Genomic DNA, 17,607 nt, shown 5'->3' with positions numbered 1-17,607 from the left:
TCCCACCCCCACCCTCGGCAGGGCCGCGAAGATGGCCGTGCGCTCATTAGTGGCGTTGGCAATGTCCCGGAACCCCACCAACCACCCCCGCTCCCACCCGGCCTTCCGCAGGCGGGCCTCGGTCTCCTCCCGGGGCACCCAGTAGCGGGGCAGGGGGAGGAAGGCGGGGTCTTGCTTTTCCCCGGGCTCCACGTCCCGGGTGTCCTTGCTTTCAAAAGTGGCGAAGCGGTGGTCGTAGTGCCAGAAGAGCTTGGCCTCGTAGAGGGGGAGGTAGACCTCCTCTCCCCGCGCGAAGCGGTTTCCCACCAGGTGGAAGCCCTGGGCCAGAAGGTCCTCCCGGGTGCGGAAGAGGTGGGCGTCGTTAGCCATATCAAAGAGCCGGAGGAACCGCACCCCCCAGGCGTTCTTCTCTGGCTCCTCCCTCCACAGGACGGGCACCCTCTGGTAGATGGCCCGGGTGAGCTCGGCGTCCTGCCGGGTGCGGAAGACGGGGCAGGTCTTGGTGTTGGGGTTGAGGAGGGCGAAGTCCTCGGGGGAAAGGGTAAAGACCCGGGTGGGGTCCTCGAGCCCCTCGGGGCGGGTGAGGAAGAAGGCGAGTCGGGCGGGGGCCTGGTCCCTCTCCTTTTTGAGGGCGAGGATGGCGAACTTGTAGGAGCGGTGCACCCCGGGGAAAATCCCCTCCCGGTTCTCAAAGTCGTAAAGGGCGGAAAGCTCCCCCTTCGCCACCACGTCGGCGAAGAACTCCTTGTTGGAGTCGTCGGTGGCGATGCCCGTGGGCACGATGAGCCCCGCCCGGCCCCCAGGAGAGAGAAGGGCGCGGGCGAGCTCGGCGAAGAGGGGGTAGGTGTTCACGTCCCCCCGGGCGGTGAGGGGGAAGCGGCTCGAGTGCCGCAGGAACCCGGAAACCGCCTCGGCCTCCGCCAGGGCCTCCTGGTAGGCCCGGAAGAGGGCGGGGTTTTCCTTCTCCAGGGCGGCGATCAGGCGCTTGCGCTTGGCGGCGTTCTCCGCCTCGGCGATCTCGGGGGCCTTGTCGGCGAAGAACTGCTTGTCCTCCAGCTTCACCTTCTCCCACGGCGGGTTCCCCAGCACCACGTCAAACCCGCCCTTCTGGAAGACCTCCGGGAACTCCAGCCACCAGTGGAAGAAGCGGTGGCGGCCCTTGGCGGCCTCGAGGGCGTGGCGGGTGGGCGGGGAGAGGTAGGAGCTTCCCTCCCACTGGGCCAGGGGGGCTTGGCTCTGCTGGACGAGCCAGTTGAGGCCCTGGGCGTCCGGCAGGCGCACCCCCGGGGCGGGCCGGAGGAAGAAGGCGGCGGTCCAGTAGTCGGCCAGGAGCTCCCACTTCCGCACCTCCTCGCTTTCCCGCCACGCCCGGTAGCGACTGCGCTTCTCCTCCACCTCGGCGGCGGTTTTCTCCTCAAAGTCCAGGAAAGGGGGCGCGGGCAGGGGGAAGAGGAGGCTTCCCGCCCCGGGGCCGAAGGAGAGCCCCTTGCGCACCTCCTTGGGCACCCCCTCTCGGTCGTAGGCCTCCTTGGGGATGCCCCGCTCCAGGAAGTCCTCCGGGGCCCCCACCAGGGAGTTTCCCACCTTCAGGTGGTGGTCCAGGAAGGAGAGGGGCTTGCCCTTGGCGGCGGAGGCGATCCAGAGGGAAAGCTTGGCGAGCTCCACCGCCATGGGGTTCAGGTCCACCCCGTAGAGGCACCGGGAGGCCACCAGGTGGCGGGCCTCGTAGAGGGCCTCCGGGTCGTCCTTCCCCTGGCCCCGGATCTCCAGAAGCTTCTCCGCCAGGTACTCCAGGGCCGAGATGAGGAAGGCCCCGCTTCCCATGGCCGGGTCCACCACCTTGAGGGAGAGGAGGGCTTCCTCCTGCTTCTTGGGGTCCTCCCCGGCCTCCCGCAGGCGGGCCTCCACCACGGGGACGAGGCTTTCTTGGAGCACGAGCTGGACAAGCTCGCGCGGGGTGTAGTAGCTCCCCGAGGACTTGCGCTCCAGGAGGTGGCTTTCCAGGGTGTACCGCCCCTCCGCCAGGCGGGGGGCCAGGGCCAGGATGCCCTCGTAGACGTGGCCGATCTCCTCCACCTCGAGGTCCTTGTAGTTGATGCGCTCCAAGGCCCCTTCCCGCTCCACGTGGGTGAGGAGGCGCACGGCCCGGAGGAGCTCGCTGTTCTTGGGCCGGGGAAGGTCGGGGTGGCGGGCCCTCTCCCCGGGGTCCAAAACCCCGCCCGTGAGGAGGGGAAGCCCCTCCGGGGCGAAGAGCTCGCCGTTCAGGGCGGGCACGCCCAGGCGCGCGTCCCCCCGGTAGACGAGCCCGAAGGTGAGGAGGAGCTTTTCCCAGAGGTCGGTGTGGCGGTCCTCGTACGCTCCTTGACCGCCAAAGGGGTCCTGGCGGGCGGCCCGTTCCCTGAGGGCGCTTGCGCTGTACTCCCGCTCGTAGACCCAGGAAAGCTCCCCCCCGTGGGGGAGGAGGCCCCGGCTTTCGGCGTAGAGGAGGAAGAGGAGGCGGTAGACCAAGAGGAGAAGCTCCCGGTGGTAGGCCCCAAGCTTCTCGGGGTCCTTGAGCTCCTCCCGGAGGCTTTCCGTGAGGAAGGCGTTCCCCAGGGCCTCGAGGGCCTCCACCACCCCCTTTCTCAGGGCGTCCCGGGCGCGGATCCCGGTTTCCCGGGCCCTCTCGTAGTAGCGGTCCAGGGGGGTCTTGCCGTCCTTGCCCTTCTGGAAGCGGCTCGGGGAGAGGAGGAGAAGGAGGGCCTGGAACTCCTTGAGCCCCTGGTCCCGGGGGGCCTCAAAGAGCTCCACCAGGTTGAAGGCCACGTAGCCCGGGACGGAGACGTGGTAGTACTTGCGGAGAAGCCGCACCTCCCAGGGGGCGGCCAGGATGCCCCAGTCGTGCTCGGGGTGCAGGTTCAGGTAGGCCTGGAGGAGGGCCTGGGGGCTCTTCTCGCGGCGGCTTGGGCGGAGGTCGGGCTCGGCGGCCACCAGGTGGAGGGGCGGGGCGTTTTCCTCGGGGAAGCCCCGGTGGCTTATGGGAAAGGCCTGGTCCGCCACCTGGAGGTGGCCGCGGTTGTAGGCGGGGTTCCACCCCAGGGCCCGGAAGAAGGGGAGGAGCCAGGCCTCCCGGGCCTTGGAGGTGTCGGTGAGGGCGAAGAGGGAGCCCACCCGCTCGTAGAGGCCGAGGAGGGCGTAGAAGCGGTCCCGCACCTCCTCGGGGGAGAGGCCGAGCTCCTTCAGGGCCTCGGGCTCGGTGAGGGTCTTGAGAAACTCCTCGGTGAGGATACCGCCGGATACGCGGATGGCGTGGAAGTTCATGGGGCTTCCTCCCTCTTATGGGCGTGCCGGGGCCAGGAGGGTGATGGCGAGAAGCTCCTGGCCCAAAAGCTCCAGGCGGTCCAGGTCGTGGAAGGCCTCGGGGAGGGCGCCGTAGGCCCGGGCCAGGTCCCGCTTGAGGGCGGCCCTCTCCGCCCGCAGGCGCTCCAGCACCTCCTTTGCCCCCGCTTCCCCCAGGGCCTCGAGGGGGACCCTTAGGGCCTCCTCGGCCAGGTAGCGGGCCTGCTCCCGGCTCAGGGCGGGGGGCGCCTTCATGCGCTTGGCCCAGAGGGCCTCGGCCTCCTCCTCGGGAAGCTCGGCCCCGTCCAGAAGCCGCACCGCCTTGCGGAAGAGGCTTTCCAGGACCTCTCCCCGGCTTGCCGCGAAGCGGGCCCGGAAGTGGTAGAAGGCCACGGGCGGCGTCCCGGGCGGGGCGGGGAAGCTTAAGAGGGCGGTCCTCGCCCCGTCCAGGTCCCGGTAGGCCCTAAAGCGCAGGTGGGCCACCAGGTGCTCCACCAGGGGGTGGGCGAGGTCCAGGACCTCCACGCCCAGGGGGGCCCCGGGGTCAAAGCTGAAGGGGCCGAAGGTGGGGGGAAGCCCCGGCACCGCCTCTCCGGCGCCCCGCCTGGCGGTGTAGGGGTCTTCCCCTTCCACCTGCCAGCCCAGGTAGCGGAGCCCGTCCAGGACGAACCCCTTGAGGGTTTCGGGGCTTCCCGCCCGCCTAAGGGCCTCCTGGAGGCGGCGCTCCACGTCGGGGAGGCTGAACTCGCTGTGGCCGTAGAAGCCCTCGGCCATGGCCCTGCGCGCGGCCTCCACCTCGGGCTCGGCCTCGTCAAAAAGGGAGGCCTGGAGGCGGCGCTCTCCCCGCCAGTCCCGGCTCCAGAGGGCCTCGAGGCGGGCCCGGAGGTAGCCCTCGTCCCCGAAGAAGGCGGGCACCACCCCGAGCTCCCTGCGGATGCGCTCGGCCTTCTCCAGGAGCACCCGGAAGACGGCCACGTCAAAGGAGCGCTCGTAGTAGAGGGTGCGGATGCGCACCTGGGCTTCGGGCTGGCCGAAGCGGTCTATGCGCCCGTTCCGCTGCTCCAGGCGGTTGGGGTTCCAGGGGAGGTCGTAGTGGACGAGCTGGGCGGCGTAGTGCTGGAGGTTGAGCCCTTCGGAGAAGACGTCCGTGGCCACCAGCAGGGCGGGGTTCTTTTGGGCGAAGGCGGCGAGGACCTCTTCCCGCTCCTCCTCGGCCATCTCCCCGTGCACGGCGAAGACGGGGTAGGGGAGGGCCTGGGAGAGCCTTTCCACCAGGTAGTCCAGGGTGTCCTTGTAGCGGGTGAAGACCAGGGTCCGCCCCCGGCCAAGCCTCAAGGGGTCCTGGAGCATCTCCAGGAGGGCTTGGAGTTTGCTGTCCTTGCGCCAGGCCCTGAGGTGGCGGAGGAGGACCTCGAGGTAGGCCCTCTCCGCCTGGGCCCGGGCCTGGTCGGCGAGGCTGAGCTCGAGGCTGAGCTCCGCCTCCTCGGGGGAGAGCCTTTCGGGGGCGGTGTCCAGGAGGGCGGCCTCCTCCTCCCCCGTGGGCCCCTCCCCCCCGGCGAGGAGGTTTTCCAGGAGGGCCTTGCGCCGCTTCAGGCTTTCCTCGAGGGCCTTGGGGGAGCTCGTGGCCCGGCGCATGAGGTGCATGGCGAGCCACCGCCCGAGGACGGGCACCTTGGCGGGGTCGGGGTCAAAGACCTCCTCCTGGTAGCGGCGCACCGCCTCAAAGAGCTCCAGCTCGGCCCGGTTGGGCTCCACCGGCACCTCCCTGGCGTCCCGCTCGGGGAAGGGGCTCTTTTTCCCCTCCTTGCGGAACCACTCCTCCACGTCCCGCCGCCGCCTCTGCACCACGTGCTTCTTGGCGGCCTCCCGGTCCAGGGCGCCGCCCTTAAAGAGGCCCAGGCGGCCCGCGTCCAGGTGCTCCAGGAGGCTATGGAAGCTCTCGGTGTAGCCGTTGTGGGGGGTGGCGGTGAGGAGGAGGAGGTGGGGCACCCTGGAGGAGAGCTCCCGCACCAGGCGGTAGCGCTCCATCTGCTTGCCCCGCTCCGTGGGGGGGCGGGCGGCGAGGTGGGCCTCGTCCACCAGGAGGAGGTCCCAGTCCTGCCGCAGGACCAGGTGGCGCACCCCGTCCTGCTTGGCGTAGTCCAGGCTGGCGATGACCCGGTCAAAGTGGGCCCAGGGGTCCGCCCCCGGGGGGAGGCGCCGGGCCAGGCGCTTGAGGTTGGGCCCGGAGAGGACCTCAAACTCCAGGTGGAAGAAGCGCCTCAAGGCCTCCCGCCACTGGCCGAGGAGGTGGGCCGGGGCCAGGACCAGGACCCGGCGGGCCTTGGAGCGGAGGAGGAGCTCCTTGAGGATGAGGCCCGCCTCCACCGTCTTCCCCAGGCCCACGTCGTCGGCGAGGAGGAGGCGCACCTCGGGCTGGCGCAGGGCCATGAGGAGGGGGACGAGCTGGTAGTTGGCGGGCACCACCCGGGAGCGCTGGAGGGCGAGGAAGGGGGCGTCGGCGTGGAGGGTGGAGAGGTCCAGGGCCCTGAGGAGGAGGTCGTGGAGCGCCGGGTCCCCGGGGGTGGCGGGGGGAAGGCCCAGGGCGGTGAGCCGGATCCCCGGGCCCTCGAGGGGGAGGTAGAAGAGGGCCTCCTCCTCGGTGTCCACGGCCCGGGCGAGGAGCACGTCTTTCTGGCGGTGCTCCAGGCGGTAGTCCCGCCCCCGGGCCCGGAAGAGGGCCCCCGGCTTCAGGAGGTCCAGCACGTCCATAGGGGGATCATAACCCCAGGAAGGCCCGGATCCGGTCCACGGGCGTGTCCGGTCCCACCTCCAGGCCGTCCCCCCCGCTTCCCTTGGGGAAGAGGCGCTTTTTCCCCCATCGGGCGAGGCTTTGGATCATGGTGCCCGCGTCGGTGCGGACGTCCTCCGGCCCTTCCGTGGGCGGGGGTAGGCCGGCCTCCTGCAGGGCCCGGAAGAGGGGAACGTAGGCCTCGTCTAGAAGGGTGAAAAGTTCCTCCCAAGGGATGCCCTCCTCCGGGGGCGCCGCGCTGGGCCTCGGCGGGCAGGGGCCTTTTGGGGGAAACTCCTCGCGGTTGTAGTGGCTCATCTCGCAGTAGACCCGCTCCCTAAGCTCCAGGGCCAGCTCGGCCAGGGCTTGCGGTCGGCCCTCCGGCCAGTCGCGGTTCGGGTAGAGGAGCTTGAGGAGGGCGGAGACCCACTTCCGCACCGCCCGCACGTCCCGCTGGGTGAGCCCAGGGGGAAGGGCCAGGTCCGGGTCAAAGCCCAGGGGGCGGAGCTTCTTCAGGGCGGCGCTCAGGTAGTCCACCACGAGCCCGGGCCCCTGGTAGAGGAGCTCGGGGGAGATCTTGGGGAACTCGTGGCCGGGAAGCAGGCCGTGGATGCGGTCCAGAAAGGCGGTGTCCCCCTTGAGCCCAAGCGGGAGCACCCGGGTCAGGGGAGGCTCCGGCCGGTCGGCGTTGCCCAGAAAGACCAAAGAGGCCTCCGCCACAAGGGTCCGCCCGCCCCGGCTGAACTGGCCCGACTCCATGTAGTCCTTGAGGATGGAGAGGATGGAGGGGTCCTCCCAGGCGGTGTGGGCCACCTCGTCAAAGACCAGGACCTGGTAGGTGGGGATGAGCCCGGGCTTGCGGGTGCGCAGGTCGTAGTAGAGGACGGCCGGGGAGACCTTCCCCCCGGAGATGACGTGGGCCTCGGGGGAGAGGTTGCGGAGGAGGTAGGTCTTCCCGGTCTGCCGGGGGCCGAGCTCCATGAGGTGCAGGTTGGGCTCCACCAGGGGGGCCATGCGGGCCAGGTAGAGGAGCTTCTGCCTCGGGGTGAGGGGTTCCGGGTTCAGCCCCACGCTGGCCAGCAGGAAGTCGGTCCACTCCTCCTCGCTGAAGGCCGCCCTTCCCCGAAGAAAGGGGTCCAGGGAGGTGAGGCTGGCCTGGAAGGGGATGAACTGCCGGACGCGGACCCTCCCCGTCCCCGCCTCGTAGGAGAGCTCCAGGGTGCCCCAAAGGCCGTAGAGCACGCCCGGGTGGCGCTCGGGAAGGCTTGGCTCCACGTCCGCGGTGTACTCCCCGAGGCTTGGGAGCCGGGCCTGGTAGGTGGCCGTGGCCAGGTCCACCTTGACCTCGAGGCGGTCAATGAGCACCAGGCGCCCCTTGCGCAGGAGCTGGTCCTTGAGCCATTCCTGGTGCCCGGGGCCGATGTACCGCTCCTCCAAAAGCCGGCGCACCTTCTCCACGGCCTCGGGCCCGCCCCCCGCCTTGGCGAGGAGGTACTCCACCACGAAGCGGGGCACCCGGTGGAAGAGGGCGTCCTGCAGCAACCGCTTCTCCACCACCTGGCCTGGGAAGGCTTGTTGGGCTTTTTCCGCGAAGCTCACGGCACCTCCTTCACGCTAAAAGCTCGTCCAAAAGGGGGTTTTCCCGCCGCACGGCCTCCTCCTTGGGGGCCGGGGGAGGCTCTTCGCCCTCGGGGGGTTCCTGCGGCACCTCCTGGGCAGGCCGCACGGTGTCCTCCAGGAGGTGCTCCGGGGCCAAGGGAAACACCAGGCGCAGGAGGACGCTCTCCCCGGGAAGCCAGTCCTCCTGGTCGTAGGCCTCCCCCCAGCGCGTTCCCGGGGCTTGGCCCAGGACGTAGGCGTACTGGCGGTGCTCCGGCCAGTGGCGCGCCAGGACCCGGGGGGCGGCGGCCGCCACCAGGGTGGACCAGAGCTCCTCCTGGGGTCTTGGAAGCTGGACGTCGCCGAGCTCGTCTGCAAGCCGCTTGGCCGTCTTCCGGAGGCGCCCCTCCAGACCCGGAAGGTCGCCGTCCCAAAGGGCCTCGAGGGACCCCTCCTTCACCAGGAGCCGGGCGGCCTCCTGGAGGCGGGGGTGCCCGGGAAGAAGGGGCTTGGGGATCCGGACCACCAGGGGGTTTTCCTCGGGGGCCTGGGGGGCGGGGGCGAAGGCCTCGGCCAGGGCCTGGGCCCTTAGGGCCCGCTCCCGCTCCCGCGAGAGGGCCTTGAGGTACTCGGTGAGGAGGGTGAAGCGGTGGATAAGGGCCTCGTAGTGGAGGTAGCGCTGGGTCCTTTTCTCCTCCAGGTCCCACGCCTCGTTGAGGAGCTTCCACGCCTTGTCGCAGAGGATCTTCCGGGTCGCCTCGGCCGCGGGCTTGGCCTCGGGCCTCGCCAGCCTGAGCCGGGCCAGGATCCCCCAAAGCCACCGCTTCCAGGCGGGGGCGGGCGGGGGCGGGCGGTCCTCCAGCTCGCTCTTCCAGCGCCTCTCGTTCTCCTGGAACCTTTGCGCAAGCTCCGCGAGCCCCTCCTCCGCCTCACGGGCCTCAGGGTCTCCTCGGAGGAAGAAGGCGGCGTCGCCCTCCCCGATGGCCTGGTCCACGGGCTCCAGCTCCCGCTCCAGCGCCCGGGCCTCCTCCTCCAGGTCCTGGCGCTCCAGGCGGCCCCTGCGGCTTTGCAGGCGGTGGAGCCGGGCCCGCTTCTCGGCCACGCCCGCGGCCCGGTCCAGGAGCTCTAGAAGCTCCCTCCGCTCCTCCTCGGCCGCCCTGGCCGCCGCTTCCAGGCGGGCGAGGGCCTCGGGAAGGGCGGGAAGCCCCACGAGGAGGGCCTGGCGTCCCAGGGCGTAGGGCGTGGGGGCGTCCAGGGCGAAGAGGGCTTCCTCCCCGGCCTGGGCGGCCCGCAGGCCCTCTTCCTTGCGGTAGGCCTCCCACCGGGACAGGTGCACGTCCCACCCGGGGTGCTCCGTGCAGCTTTTGCGCTCGGGGCGCGCCGGGAACTCGCCCGGGGCGAAGTTTCGGGAAGGTGGCGGGGGAAGGGCCGGGGCGGGGCCGACGCGGAGCCCTTTCACCGCCTCCCAGAGGGGGAGCACCAGGGCCTCGGGGCTTGGGCGCTCCAGCTCCAGCCTTGCGATGCCGAGGCCCACCCAGTCCAGGCCCTTTTCCGGTTGCAAGGGGGCCCTCGAGGCCACCAGCGCCTCCACGAAGTGCTGGACCCAGACCGAGAGGTGCTCCTCGCGGGGCAGGTAGAGGCCGTTCCGTCCCCAGCGGGACACCGGCCAAACCCGGGTGGGGGGCTCCAGGCCGGGGTCAGGGGGAAGGGCCTTCAGGGCCTCCAGCCCCTCCGGCCCCAAGAGGAAGAGGACCAGGTGGAGGCGGAGCTCCATCCCGGCCCAGGGCCCGCGCTGGCTCTTTGCCCTTAGGTCGTCCAGGAATTCCAGGAGGCCTTCCCGCTCCGCCTCGGCCAGGACCACCAGGGTGAGGGCGGGGTCGGGCTCGAGGCCCCGGCGCTTGAGCTCCAACTGCCGGCCTTGGGAAAGCAAGGCCACAAGCCCCCGCTCCGCCTCCTTTGGGCCCACCGCCTCCAGCGCCAAGGCCCTGGGCCCGAGGCGCGCCGTCCAGAGGGGCTTTGCCGCCCGCACCAGGGTCTCCGCGAGCCCGGGAAAGGCCACCAGGAGGGTAGGGTGGACCATGGCCTAAAGGAGCGCAGGGAAGTCGTCGTTCCCCGAGTCCGGCCTGAGGGCCTCCAGCCTTTCCTTCCAGGCGCGGAGGGCCTCCAGCTCCTTTTGGAACACCTCCTTGTCCTCCGGGTCAAAGCCCTCGTCCGCCAGCTTGCTTTCCCGGTTCGCGATGGTCTCCGCGAGGCGCCCCCGGATCTCCTTGAGGCGCTGGGGATCCCGCCTGAGCTCGTTCTCCCGCTTTTTCACCTGGGCCTCGAGCTCCTTGAAGGCGAAGAAGTCCCCCTTGAGGGCCCGGAAGGCCTCGGCCGGGCTCGTCCCCAGGAGGTGGCGCCGCTCCGTGCCCTGCCTCCGGTCCACGAAGCCGTAGTCCTCCTCTTTCTCTTTGGTGAGGAGGCCAAAGGCCCGGGCCTTGGTCCACACTTCCACCGCCTCCTCCTCCCTGGGCAGGGGGAAGAGGTCCTCGAGGGTTCCCTCAAAGTCCCGGTGGACGTGGAAGCTCCGCTCAGCGGAAAGCTTCTCGTACTTCTCCCGGTAGATGTGGATGCCCCTTAGGACGAAGGCGGGTATGGAGGCCTCGATCTTGTAGTGGAGGACCCGGTGCGGGTCCCCCGTGGAGACCCGCTGCAGCCGCATGCGGTCGTGGAGGTTGGAGGCGAAGAGGTTCAGGATCTCCTCCTCCCCCACGAAGGGGTCGTTCCGGTCCGTGGCGTCGGCCACGCCCAGGATGTGGACCTTTTCCTTGTAGCCCAGGCCGGGGTTGGACACCCAGGCGTCCTCGTAGTCCCAGGCGGGGTCAGACACCTGGTCCAGCTCCCTCAAGGTGCGCTCCACCGCCTCCCAGAGCTCCCGGTCCCCTTCCCTCTTCTGGAAAGCCTTCCGAAGCCACTCGGCCAAGGAGGTGGCGGACCCGTGGAAGGCCAGGGCCTGTTCCAGGCTTTCCTTGGGGGCCCGGAGGAGGGCCTCGAGGTCCCACCGGACCTCGGCGGCCTCGGCCTCCACCCGGCCCTGGGCCTCCACGTAGGCCGGGGGCAGGGTGAGGGTGAAGGGTTCCGCGTCCCGGGAGGGCCCTTCCTTTTGACCCCCTTCGCTTTCCAGGCGGGCCTTGTGGTCGCGCACCTGCTGCATGAGGCCCTGGAGCTCGCCGAGCAGGCCCTCCAGGGCCTTCACCCAGCTTTCGGCGATGGCCGCCCGGGCCTCGAGGGTGCTGAGTTCCCTCACTTGCCGGTATAGGGAAGAAACTTTCTCCTGTCCGAGAAAGGGGTCCTCCTCTTGCCTTCGGAAAAGGCTTGTGAGTAGGCTCGCTGAAGCTTGTCTTCCGGAAGTTCTGAGGTTTTCCTCTATCCCAAGGATTTCATTCTCCCAGTCTTTGCGCTTCCGCTGGGCCTCTTGGGAGAGCTTTTGTTGCAGTTCCTTTGCGGACCTCAGAAAGGCGTTTAGCCCTTCCTCCAGTCCCCTGAGACCTGCTCCCTTTTGCGCCATGGCTCCCGCGGCTTCCTGAAGAATAAATTCCCGGATGCTTGATGGCCCTCTGAGGTGCTCGAGACCTTCCCGAACCTCGCGACGCAGTGAGTCTAACATTGGTCTGAGTTTGGACCAGGTGTCCTTGTCGTCTTTCCGAGAAGAGCTGTAAGGTAGGTCGGGAGTCTCCTGGGGGGGCGATAGGCTCGTGTCCTCCTTTAACTGGGCTTCCAGGGCTGAGGTGGACCAAGGGTAGCCCAGGCCGAGAAGGGCCTCCATCGCCTTGATCTGCCCTTCCCGCCTCGCCTCGCGGAGCAGGGCCTCGGGCGCGAACCGGAGCTCGGCGGCTCCGAAGCTCGCGTAGTGGGCCGTTTTGCCGTAGTACTTCCCTTTCTGTTCGTTCAGCTTGCGGACGATGTTGTCAAAGGTATCGGCTTGCTCCTTGCCCAGGGGCCCGGCGAGGAGGTAAAGGCCAAGGCCCAAGAGCTCCATGAGGTCCTCCACCTCGGTGAAGGTCTTGCCCGCCCGGTTCTCCCGGTTTACCAGGAAGACCATGTCAAAGGGCTTCTTGCGGACCTCTATCTCCCTTCCCCCAAAGCGGTAGCGGAAGGTGCCCTGGAGGCTCATGAAGTGGTCCAGTTCCTTGAGGGCGGCGTAGGCGTTGGCCTCCACGTTTTGCGTGCCCGGCCGGTTCACGTAGATGTCGGGGAGGAGGAAGTAGCCGAAGAGCTGGTCCTCGTCCTTCATGAGCTGGCGCAGGAGGAAGGCCACGTCCAGGAAGATGCCGGACCCCGTTCCCCCGGCCAGCGACCCCACCAGGGCCACGGTCAGGTGGGGGGTGTAGGGCTCGTAGATGTGCCTGCGCTCGCCGCTTGGCCGCTCGTCCCGGTAGTCGCGGGCCAGGGCGAGGAGGTCCCGGAGGTTCTCGTAGACCGTGGTGGCGTTGGCGAAAAGGGCCAGGCGGCCCAGGGCCCGGATCTGGCCGGCCCCGGAGAGGATGTTGGCCTTCAGGTCGGCCTTCGGGGGGAACCACTCCCGGATCTCGTCGTGGACCTGGGGGAGGAGGCTCGCCCCCCGGGCCTCAATGTGCAGGATTTCGTTGGCCCGCAGGCGGACGGGTTCCTCCCTTCCGGGCGTGCGGGCGTAGAGGGTGTCGGTGTTGGCGCTGGTGGTGTCAATGAGCAGGTACTTGACGAGGGGCGGCTCCTCTCCGAAGGTTTCCAGGAACCTCTTTTTGGCGTGCAGAAGGGCCTTCTTGCCCGTTCCCCCAAGCCCGATGAGCACCGTGCGTTTGAGCTTTCGTGCCTTTTTATACCCCAGGTTTTCTAACATTATTTCCTCCCTTGGCCCCTCTTTGCTATGACTTCCAAATAGTTAAGGTCCCTAGCTCCTCCTTGTTTGGCGAGAGAAAAGAGATTTTTTTCCCCCATTGTAGCGACTTTCCTTTTTTGACCGCCAGGTCATTTTGCACTACCTGGACCGTGCTCGGAAGACTCTCTAGGTAAACGTGATTATTCCGGAAGGTGAGCCTCACTCCCTCGAGGCGCTCTTCCCCGAAGAGTTTGCCCACGTCCACAACACCCTTCAGCTTCGTCCTGGGAGAATCCTTGCAACCTTTATCGGGGGCCGAGGTGAACATCCCCTCCCCCCAGGGCTGAGCCCTTCGCCACATTCCCCAAAAGAGCCACAGCAAAAGCAAGAGTATAGGCAGCCACAGCCACCATAGCCGCCAGAGCCAGTCCCAGAGCGTGAGGGGCTGGCTCACGGGGGGCAGGCTGGGCGGTGGCTTCAGGGCGCTCCCTTCTGGGGCGCTCACCCGAAGGGTGGGCCTGGCGGTGACGCCCGCTCCGAGCCCCGTGTTTTCCAGGTCCAACCGGAGCTCTTCGCCTGGGCGGAGGGAGACCGGGCCCTCTTGCCCGTTCAGGGTGGCCTTGAGCCCTTTGGGTACCTCCGCCGCCACGTTTATGGGCTCCTTGGCCCAGGGGTTGCCCTGGAGCTTGTAGACGAGCTCGGCCCGCTCGCCGGGGCGCAAGGAGAGGGCCTCGGGGACCTTGGAAGGCACCAGGGCGTATTCCGCAGGGGGATGGAAAGCGAGCTTTAGGGCGATCTCCTGGGGCCGGACCACGGCGTTCGCGGGGGCCTGGAGGCAGAGCCAAGCGGCGTAGGTTCCCGGGGAAAGGCTTTCGCTGTTCCGCAGCCGGAAGGTGAGGGTGGAGGTCCCGTTGGCGGGGAGCTGGGTGGGCTCCACCTCCAGGAGGGCTCCGGCCTGGTCCAGGGCGGGGGCCTGTACCTGAAGGCGGACCGCCTGGGGGGTTCCGCGGGCCTCGAGGCGCACGTCCCGCCGAGCCTCCTTAGAGGTCCACAGGTTGCCGAGGTCCAGGGTGGAAGGTTTTGCAAGGACTTCGCTGAGGCTGGGCACCTGGTTGGGCGCCGCTTCCAGGACCCGGGCGTTGGGCAGGCTCTGGAGGGCGGTGGCCACCTCCTTGGGGGCGGGGATGCCCAGACTGATGTAGAAGAGCCAGTCGTAGGGGCCCCGGACCACCCTGTATTTCCGGGCCACGTCCTCCATGGTGAGGGGCGCGGGATCGTTGTCCTTTCCGTCCGTGAAAACGTAGATGCTCACCGCCTCGTTGGGGCGGCGGTTGCGCTCCACCTCCTGGAGGACCTTGAGGAGGGTCGTGTAGAGGTAGGTCTGGGAGCCCTTGGCCTCGAGGCCGTCAATGTACCGAAGAAGGGCTTCTTTTTCCTTGGGGAGGGCGAACGTGCGGGCTGGCCCGGGACCAGCGTCAAAGGTTTGGAGGGTTACCCGGCTCTCCTGGGGAAGCCGCTCTATGAACCCCTTGAGCTCGGCCTTGACCTTGGGGAAGATGACCCGGCCCTTGCCGTCTCCCAGCCCCATCATGGAGCCTGAGGTGTCCAAGACAAAAACGTAGTGAAACCGATCTGGTAGCGGAGCGCTTGCGGTGGCCCCTGCCTGGGCGCTGGGTTGGCAGCCCTGGGCGGTTGCCTGGGGGACGACGAAAAAGAGCAAAAAAAGTGCCCAGAAGCTTAACGAGACGAAGTTCATAAGGTCTTCACCCCCCGCCACCAGTTTAGGAGATGATGAGGAAAGTGGTGGCCAACTTTGAACCTCCCGGGTGCCGCACCTAAAGGGTCCCTCCCGGGTCGCTGGCCCCTAGGACTCAGGAAAAAGCCGATGGGGGGACCCGTCCCTAGTCTTCAGGCCCGAACTCGTACTCCCCGGTGAAGGGGTTCTGCCGGATCTCCCAGTCCTCGGGCACCTGCTCGTACCGGCCCGTGTAGGGGTTGAACTTGTCCACGAGGCGCTTCCCCTTCTTGCTGTACCGGCCCGTGAAGGGGGAGTGGCTCGTGTCCTCGGGCCGGCCCACCTCGTACTTGCCCTCAAACTCGTTGTAGGTGGGTTCCTGGTCTTCCTCGGCGTACTCGTACCTTCCGGTGAACGGGTTGTACTTGAGCGGCATCCTCCACCTCCTTCAAGCCTCCATCCCTTCTAGCCAGAGCAGAAACTTCCCTGTTCCCATGATCACCGATAAGAGGAGGTCCCTGAGAAGCCCGGGGTGAATCCCCTGCTCCAGGTCCCAGTGGTAGTCCAGGTGGAGCTTCCCCTTCCGCACGAAGGCCCGGGGCCACCTGCGCTCGTCGTTCCACTGGTTGGCCTTGAGAAGGGCCGTGTTTTCGTCCAGGAAGACGTTTTCCACCTGGCCCAGGTAGCTCAGCACCTTTCCTCGGTCCACGGCGAAGATCATGAGGACGTGGGCCTGGAGGCGCTCGTCGCCAAGGATGACCAGGGAGTCCCCGTCGGGGTCGGTGAGCACCTTGAAGCCGAAGCCCTTCAGGGTCTCGCGCACGTACTCCTGGGTCAAGGGGCGGATCTGGGTCTCGGTCATGGTCTACCTCCCTTCCTCTTCATCCTCGGGGGAGGGGGCGAAAGGTACGGTCGCCTCCCAGCCCCCGCTCCGGATCCAGGCCACGGGGTCGTCCACCTCCAGGAGGAAAAGGAGCTCCAGTAGCCGCTCGCTCCACCCTCCCACCCGGACTACCCCCCGCTCGGGGAAGGCCAGGGGGTGGTAGCCCGCCACGTTGACCACGTAGGCGCTGCGCCCGGGGTCCTCTCTAAGCCACCTCCTCAGGGGCCGATAGGCGTCGTCGTGCACCTGCTCGTCGGTGAAGACCACCGCGCGCCGCCCCGGGAAGCGGGGGAGGGTCTTCTCCAGGGCCAGCCCCAGGTGGGTCCCGCCCCTGCCCGCGGCGAGGAGGTGGGCCACGAGCTCGGGGAGGGGGGCCTCCGGGGGAAGGGGCACGGGGTGGAGGGCGTGGTCAAAGCCCACGAGCCACCCCCCGGTTCTCCGGTAGAGGAGGGCCCCCAGGCTCGCCGCGGCCAGGGCGTAGGTGGCCTCGCTCCACCGGGAGAGGGGGGCGTACATGGAGCCCGAGACGTCCACCAGCACCAGGGTCTCCCCCTCCAGGGGTAGGGGCGGGAGGGAAGCCTCCAGGGCGGTCTCCAGGAGCGCGAGGACCTCCCCGGGCCACCCCTCCTCCCGCCCCCGGAGGATGGCCTGGAGCCACTGGTAGGGGTAGACCCGCCACCCCGCCACCTGGGGGGAGAGGAGCTTCCGGGCCAGGGCCTCCTGTACCCCGGTCTCCTCAAGAAGGCCGAAGCGGTGCAGGTTGCTCAGGTTGCGCACCAGGGAGAGGCCCTGGAGGTGGGGCAGGGCTTCCCACCAGGACTCCCGGCTCGCCCCCTTGGTGGACAGGATCCGCTCCCAGGTGGGCCGCTCCTCCAGAAGCCGGGCCACGAAGGCCTGGGCCTCCGGCAGGGCCCTTTTCCCCCGCACCAGCCACTCGTAGACCAGGGCATGGGCCGGGTCCTGGGGCTTGGGGTGGGCGAGGATCAGGGCGTCCCGCTGGGAGAAGGCGTGCCCCTCCTTCCGGTACTTGAGGAGGGCCTGCGGGCTCATGGCGTTCAGCCTCCAGGCCACCGCCCGCTTCAGCCCCTTGGTGAGCTTCCACCCCTGGAGGCGGGTGTAGGCCAGGGTCTCCAGGTGCTCGTCCCCCCGAAGCCAGACCCCCCGCGCGGCCTCCTCCGCCACCTCCTTGGGGCCCCACCAGAAGAGGTGGGCCACCAGGGCGCTCGGGCCCGAACGGAGCCCCAGCACCTGGCGGGCGTACCGGGCCAGGGCGGCCACGTACCGGGGGTCTCTTCGGCTCAGCTTGCGGGCGAGCTCATGAAACCTTCGCTGGCGTAGGGGCTCCCCCTCGTAGAAGGTGTCCCCGGAGAAGAGGCTTCCCGCCACCAGGAGCAAGAGCTCCGTCTCCGGGCTCGCCAAGTACCCCACGCCGCCCTCATAGGTCCAGGCCACGCCCTTGGTCTGCTTTGGCGCGTTGAAGGACACGATCCCTCCTTCCGGGGGGCGAACGCCCCCATACCTAGCCCAGCGTCCTAAGCCTCTGACCTCACCCGTTGTGCCGCGAATTGTAGAGGGAAAGCCGCCTCAACCGAAGATTGCTCTTTAAAGTTGCCCGGGGATGGTCGCGCTCCGGTGCGTTTGGCTCTGGATCATGCTTCCAGAAGTACCCGAAGCGCTGCGCCGCCGGGCAAGGGTTGATTTTAGCACAACCCCGCCTACTTTGCAAGGGGGCCCAGGGTTTTCCTCCCCCCAATTCCTCAAGCAACCTGACCAGTTCTGCCAGCACGGCTTCCCTCCAAGGCGGGGGTCCCTGGGCCAGGGCGATCCGGCCCAGACGAAAGAGGCTTTGCCGCTCGGGATGGTCATAACCACCCCTTGAGGCTCGCCCCCGTCCGCAGCCGGTGCCGGTCCAGCCCAAACCCCTGCCCCTTCAGGTCCCTAAACCCCCCTGCAAGATAGCTTCGCTGACCAACCCACATCCGCCACCCGTAGGGAGGCTCCCCTCCCAAAGGGCCTGAATAGGCCAGATACCAGGGCTCCCGACCTCCCGGGTACACGAGGAGGGTGACCTCTACCTCCTCCCCACCGTGTCCGAAAAGCCGGACCTCCTCCCGCAGGGGATGGGCCACACGCCGGTAGCCCTCCTTCAGGGGAAGGCGCTTCCCCCCTTGGGGTTCCACCTCCCGGTTCTGCCGCAGGCGGAGAAGGAAGCCCATGCCCCACTCCTGGAGCCTCCGCATCAGGGAGACCCGGTCAAAGCCGCGGTCTAGGAGGAAGAGGGGGGTATACCCCAGGTCCTGGACGGCGCGGCCCAGGCGGTGGAGGAAATCCTCCTCCACCCGGTTTTGGCTGGGGAAAGGGGAGAGGGGGTGAAGGGCGAAGGCCACCACCAGGGCCCTTCCCTTGAGGGGAAGTGCGGCCACCAGGGCCTGGTGCCTGCCGTCTTCCGCGAAGGTCCAGTCCAC

The 17,607-nt window shown here is 68.6% G+C and carries 9 protein-coding genes and 1 pseudogene; all 10 read right to left on the bottom strand.

The window, feature by feature from the left end; translation table 11 throughout:
* Positions 1-3,300: Eco57I restriction-modification methylase domain-containing protein (locus AC01Y6_RS06855; RefSeq protein WP_476670837.1), on the bottom strand; the 3,300-nt coding region annotated here is incomplete at its 3' end.
* Between the two features lie 15 nt (positions 3,301-3,315).
* Positions 3,316-6,069 (bottom strand): helicase-related protein, encoded by a 2,754-nt coding sequence (locus tag AC01Y6_RS06850; protein ID WP_476670836.1) that lies wholly within the window; start codon positions 6,067-6,069, stop codon positions 3,316-3,318.
* A gap of 7 nt (positions 6,070-6,076) precedes the next feature.
* Positions 6,077-7,687: a BREX system Lon protease-like protein BrxL gene (brxL, locus tag AC01Y6_RS06845; RefSeq protein WP_476670834.1), complete on the bottom strand. Its 1,611-nt coding sequence runs from the start codon at positions 7,685-7,687 to the stop codon at positions 6,077-6,079.
* 10 nt (positions 7,688-7,697) lie between these two features.
* Positions 7,698-9,767 (bottom strand): hypothetical protein, encoded by a 2,070-nt coding sequence (locus tag AC01Y6_RS06840; protein ID WP_476670832.1) that lies wholly within the window; start codon positions 9,765-9,767, stop codon positions 7,698-7,700.
* A gap of 3 nt (positions 9,768-9,770) precedes the next feature.
* Positions 9,771-12,545: a tubulin-like doman-containing protein gene (locus tag AC01Y6_RS06835; RefSeq protein ID WP_476670831.1), complete on the bottom strand. Its 2,775-nt coding sequence runs from the start codon at positions 12,543-12,545 to the stop codon at positions 9,771-9,773.
* A 25-nt stretch (positions 12,546-12,570) separates the two neighbouring features.
* The gene (locus AC01Y6_RS06830; RefSeq protein WP_428720658.1) at positions 12,571-14,280 is read right to left on the bottom strand and encodes a VWA domain-containing protein; all 1,710 of its coding nucleotides are present in this window, start codon (positions 14,278-14,280) and stop codon (positions 12,571-12,573) included.
* A 145-nt stretch (positions 14,281-14,425) separates the two neighbouring features.
* A complete protein-coding gene (locus tag AC01Y6_RS06825; protein ID WP_347240313.1) occupies positions 14,426-14,695 on the bottom strand; it encodes a hypothetical protein in 270 nt (89 codons plus the stop codon).
* A gap of 12 nt (positions 14,696-14,707) precedes the next feature.
* The gene (locus AC01Y6_RS06820; protein WP_476670830.1) at positions 14,708-15,121 is read right to left on the bottom strand and encodes a YbjN domain-containing protein; all 414 of its coding nucleotides are present in this window, start codon (positions 15,119-15,121) and stop codon (positions 14,708-14,710) included.
* 3 nt (positions 15,122-15,124) lie between these two features.
* Positions 15,125-16,627, bottom strand: a complete 1,503-nt coding sequence (locus tag AC01Y6_RS06815) for a vWA domain-containing protein (RefSeq protein WP_476670829.1) — start codon at positions 16,625-16,627, stop codon at positions 15,125-15,127.
* 253 nt (positions 16,628-16,880) lie between these two features.
* Positions 16,881-17,607: pseudogene (locus AC01Y6_RS06810) on the bottom strand (IS4-like element ISTth2 family transposase); the annotation flags it as partial.

The organism is Thermus sp., assembly GCF_056332225.1.
Note: the sequence above shows the minus strand (reverse complement) of the source record. Positions and strands in the feature narration are given on the sequence as shown.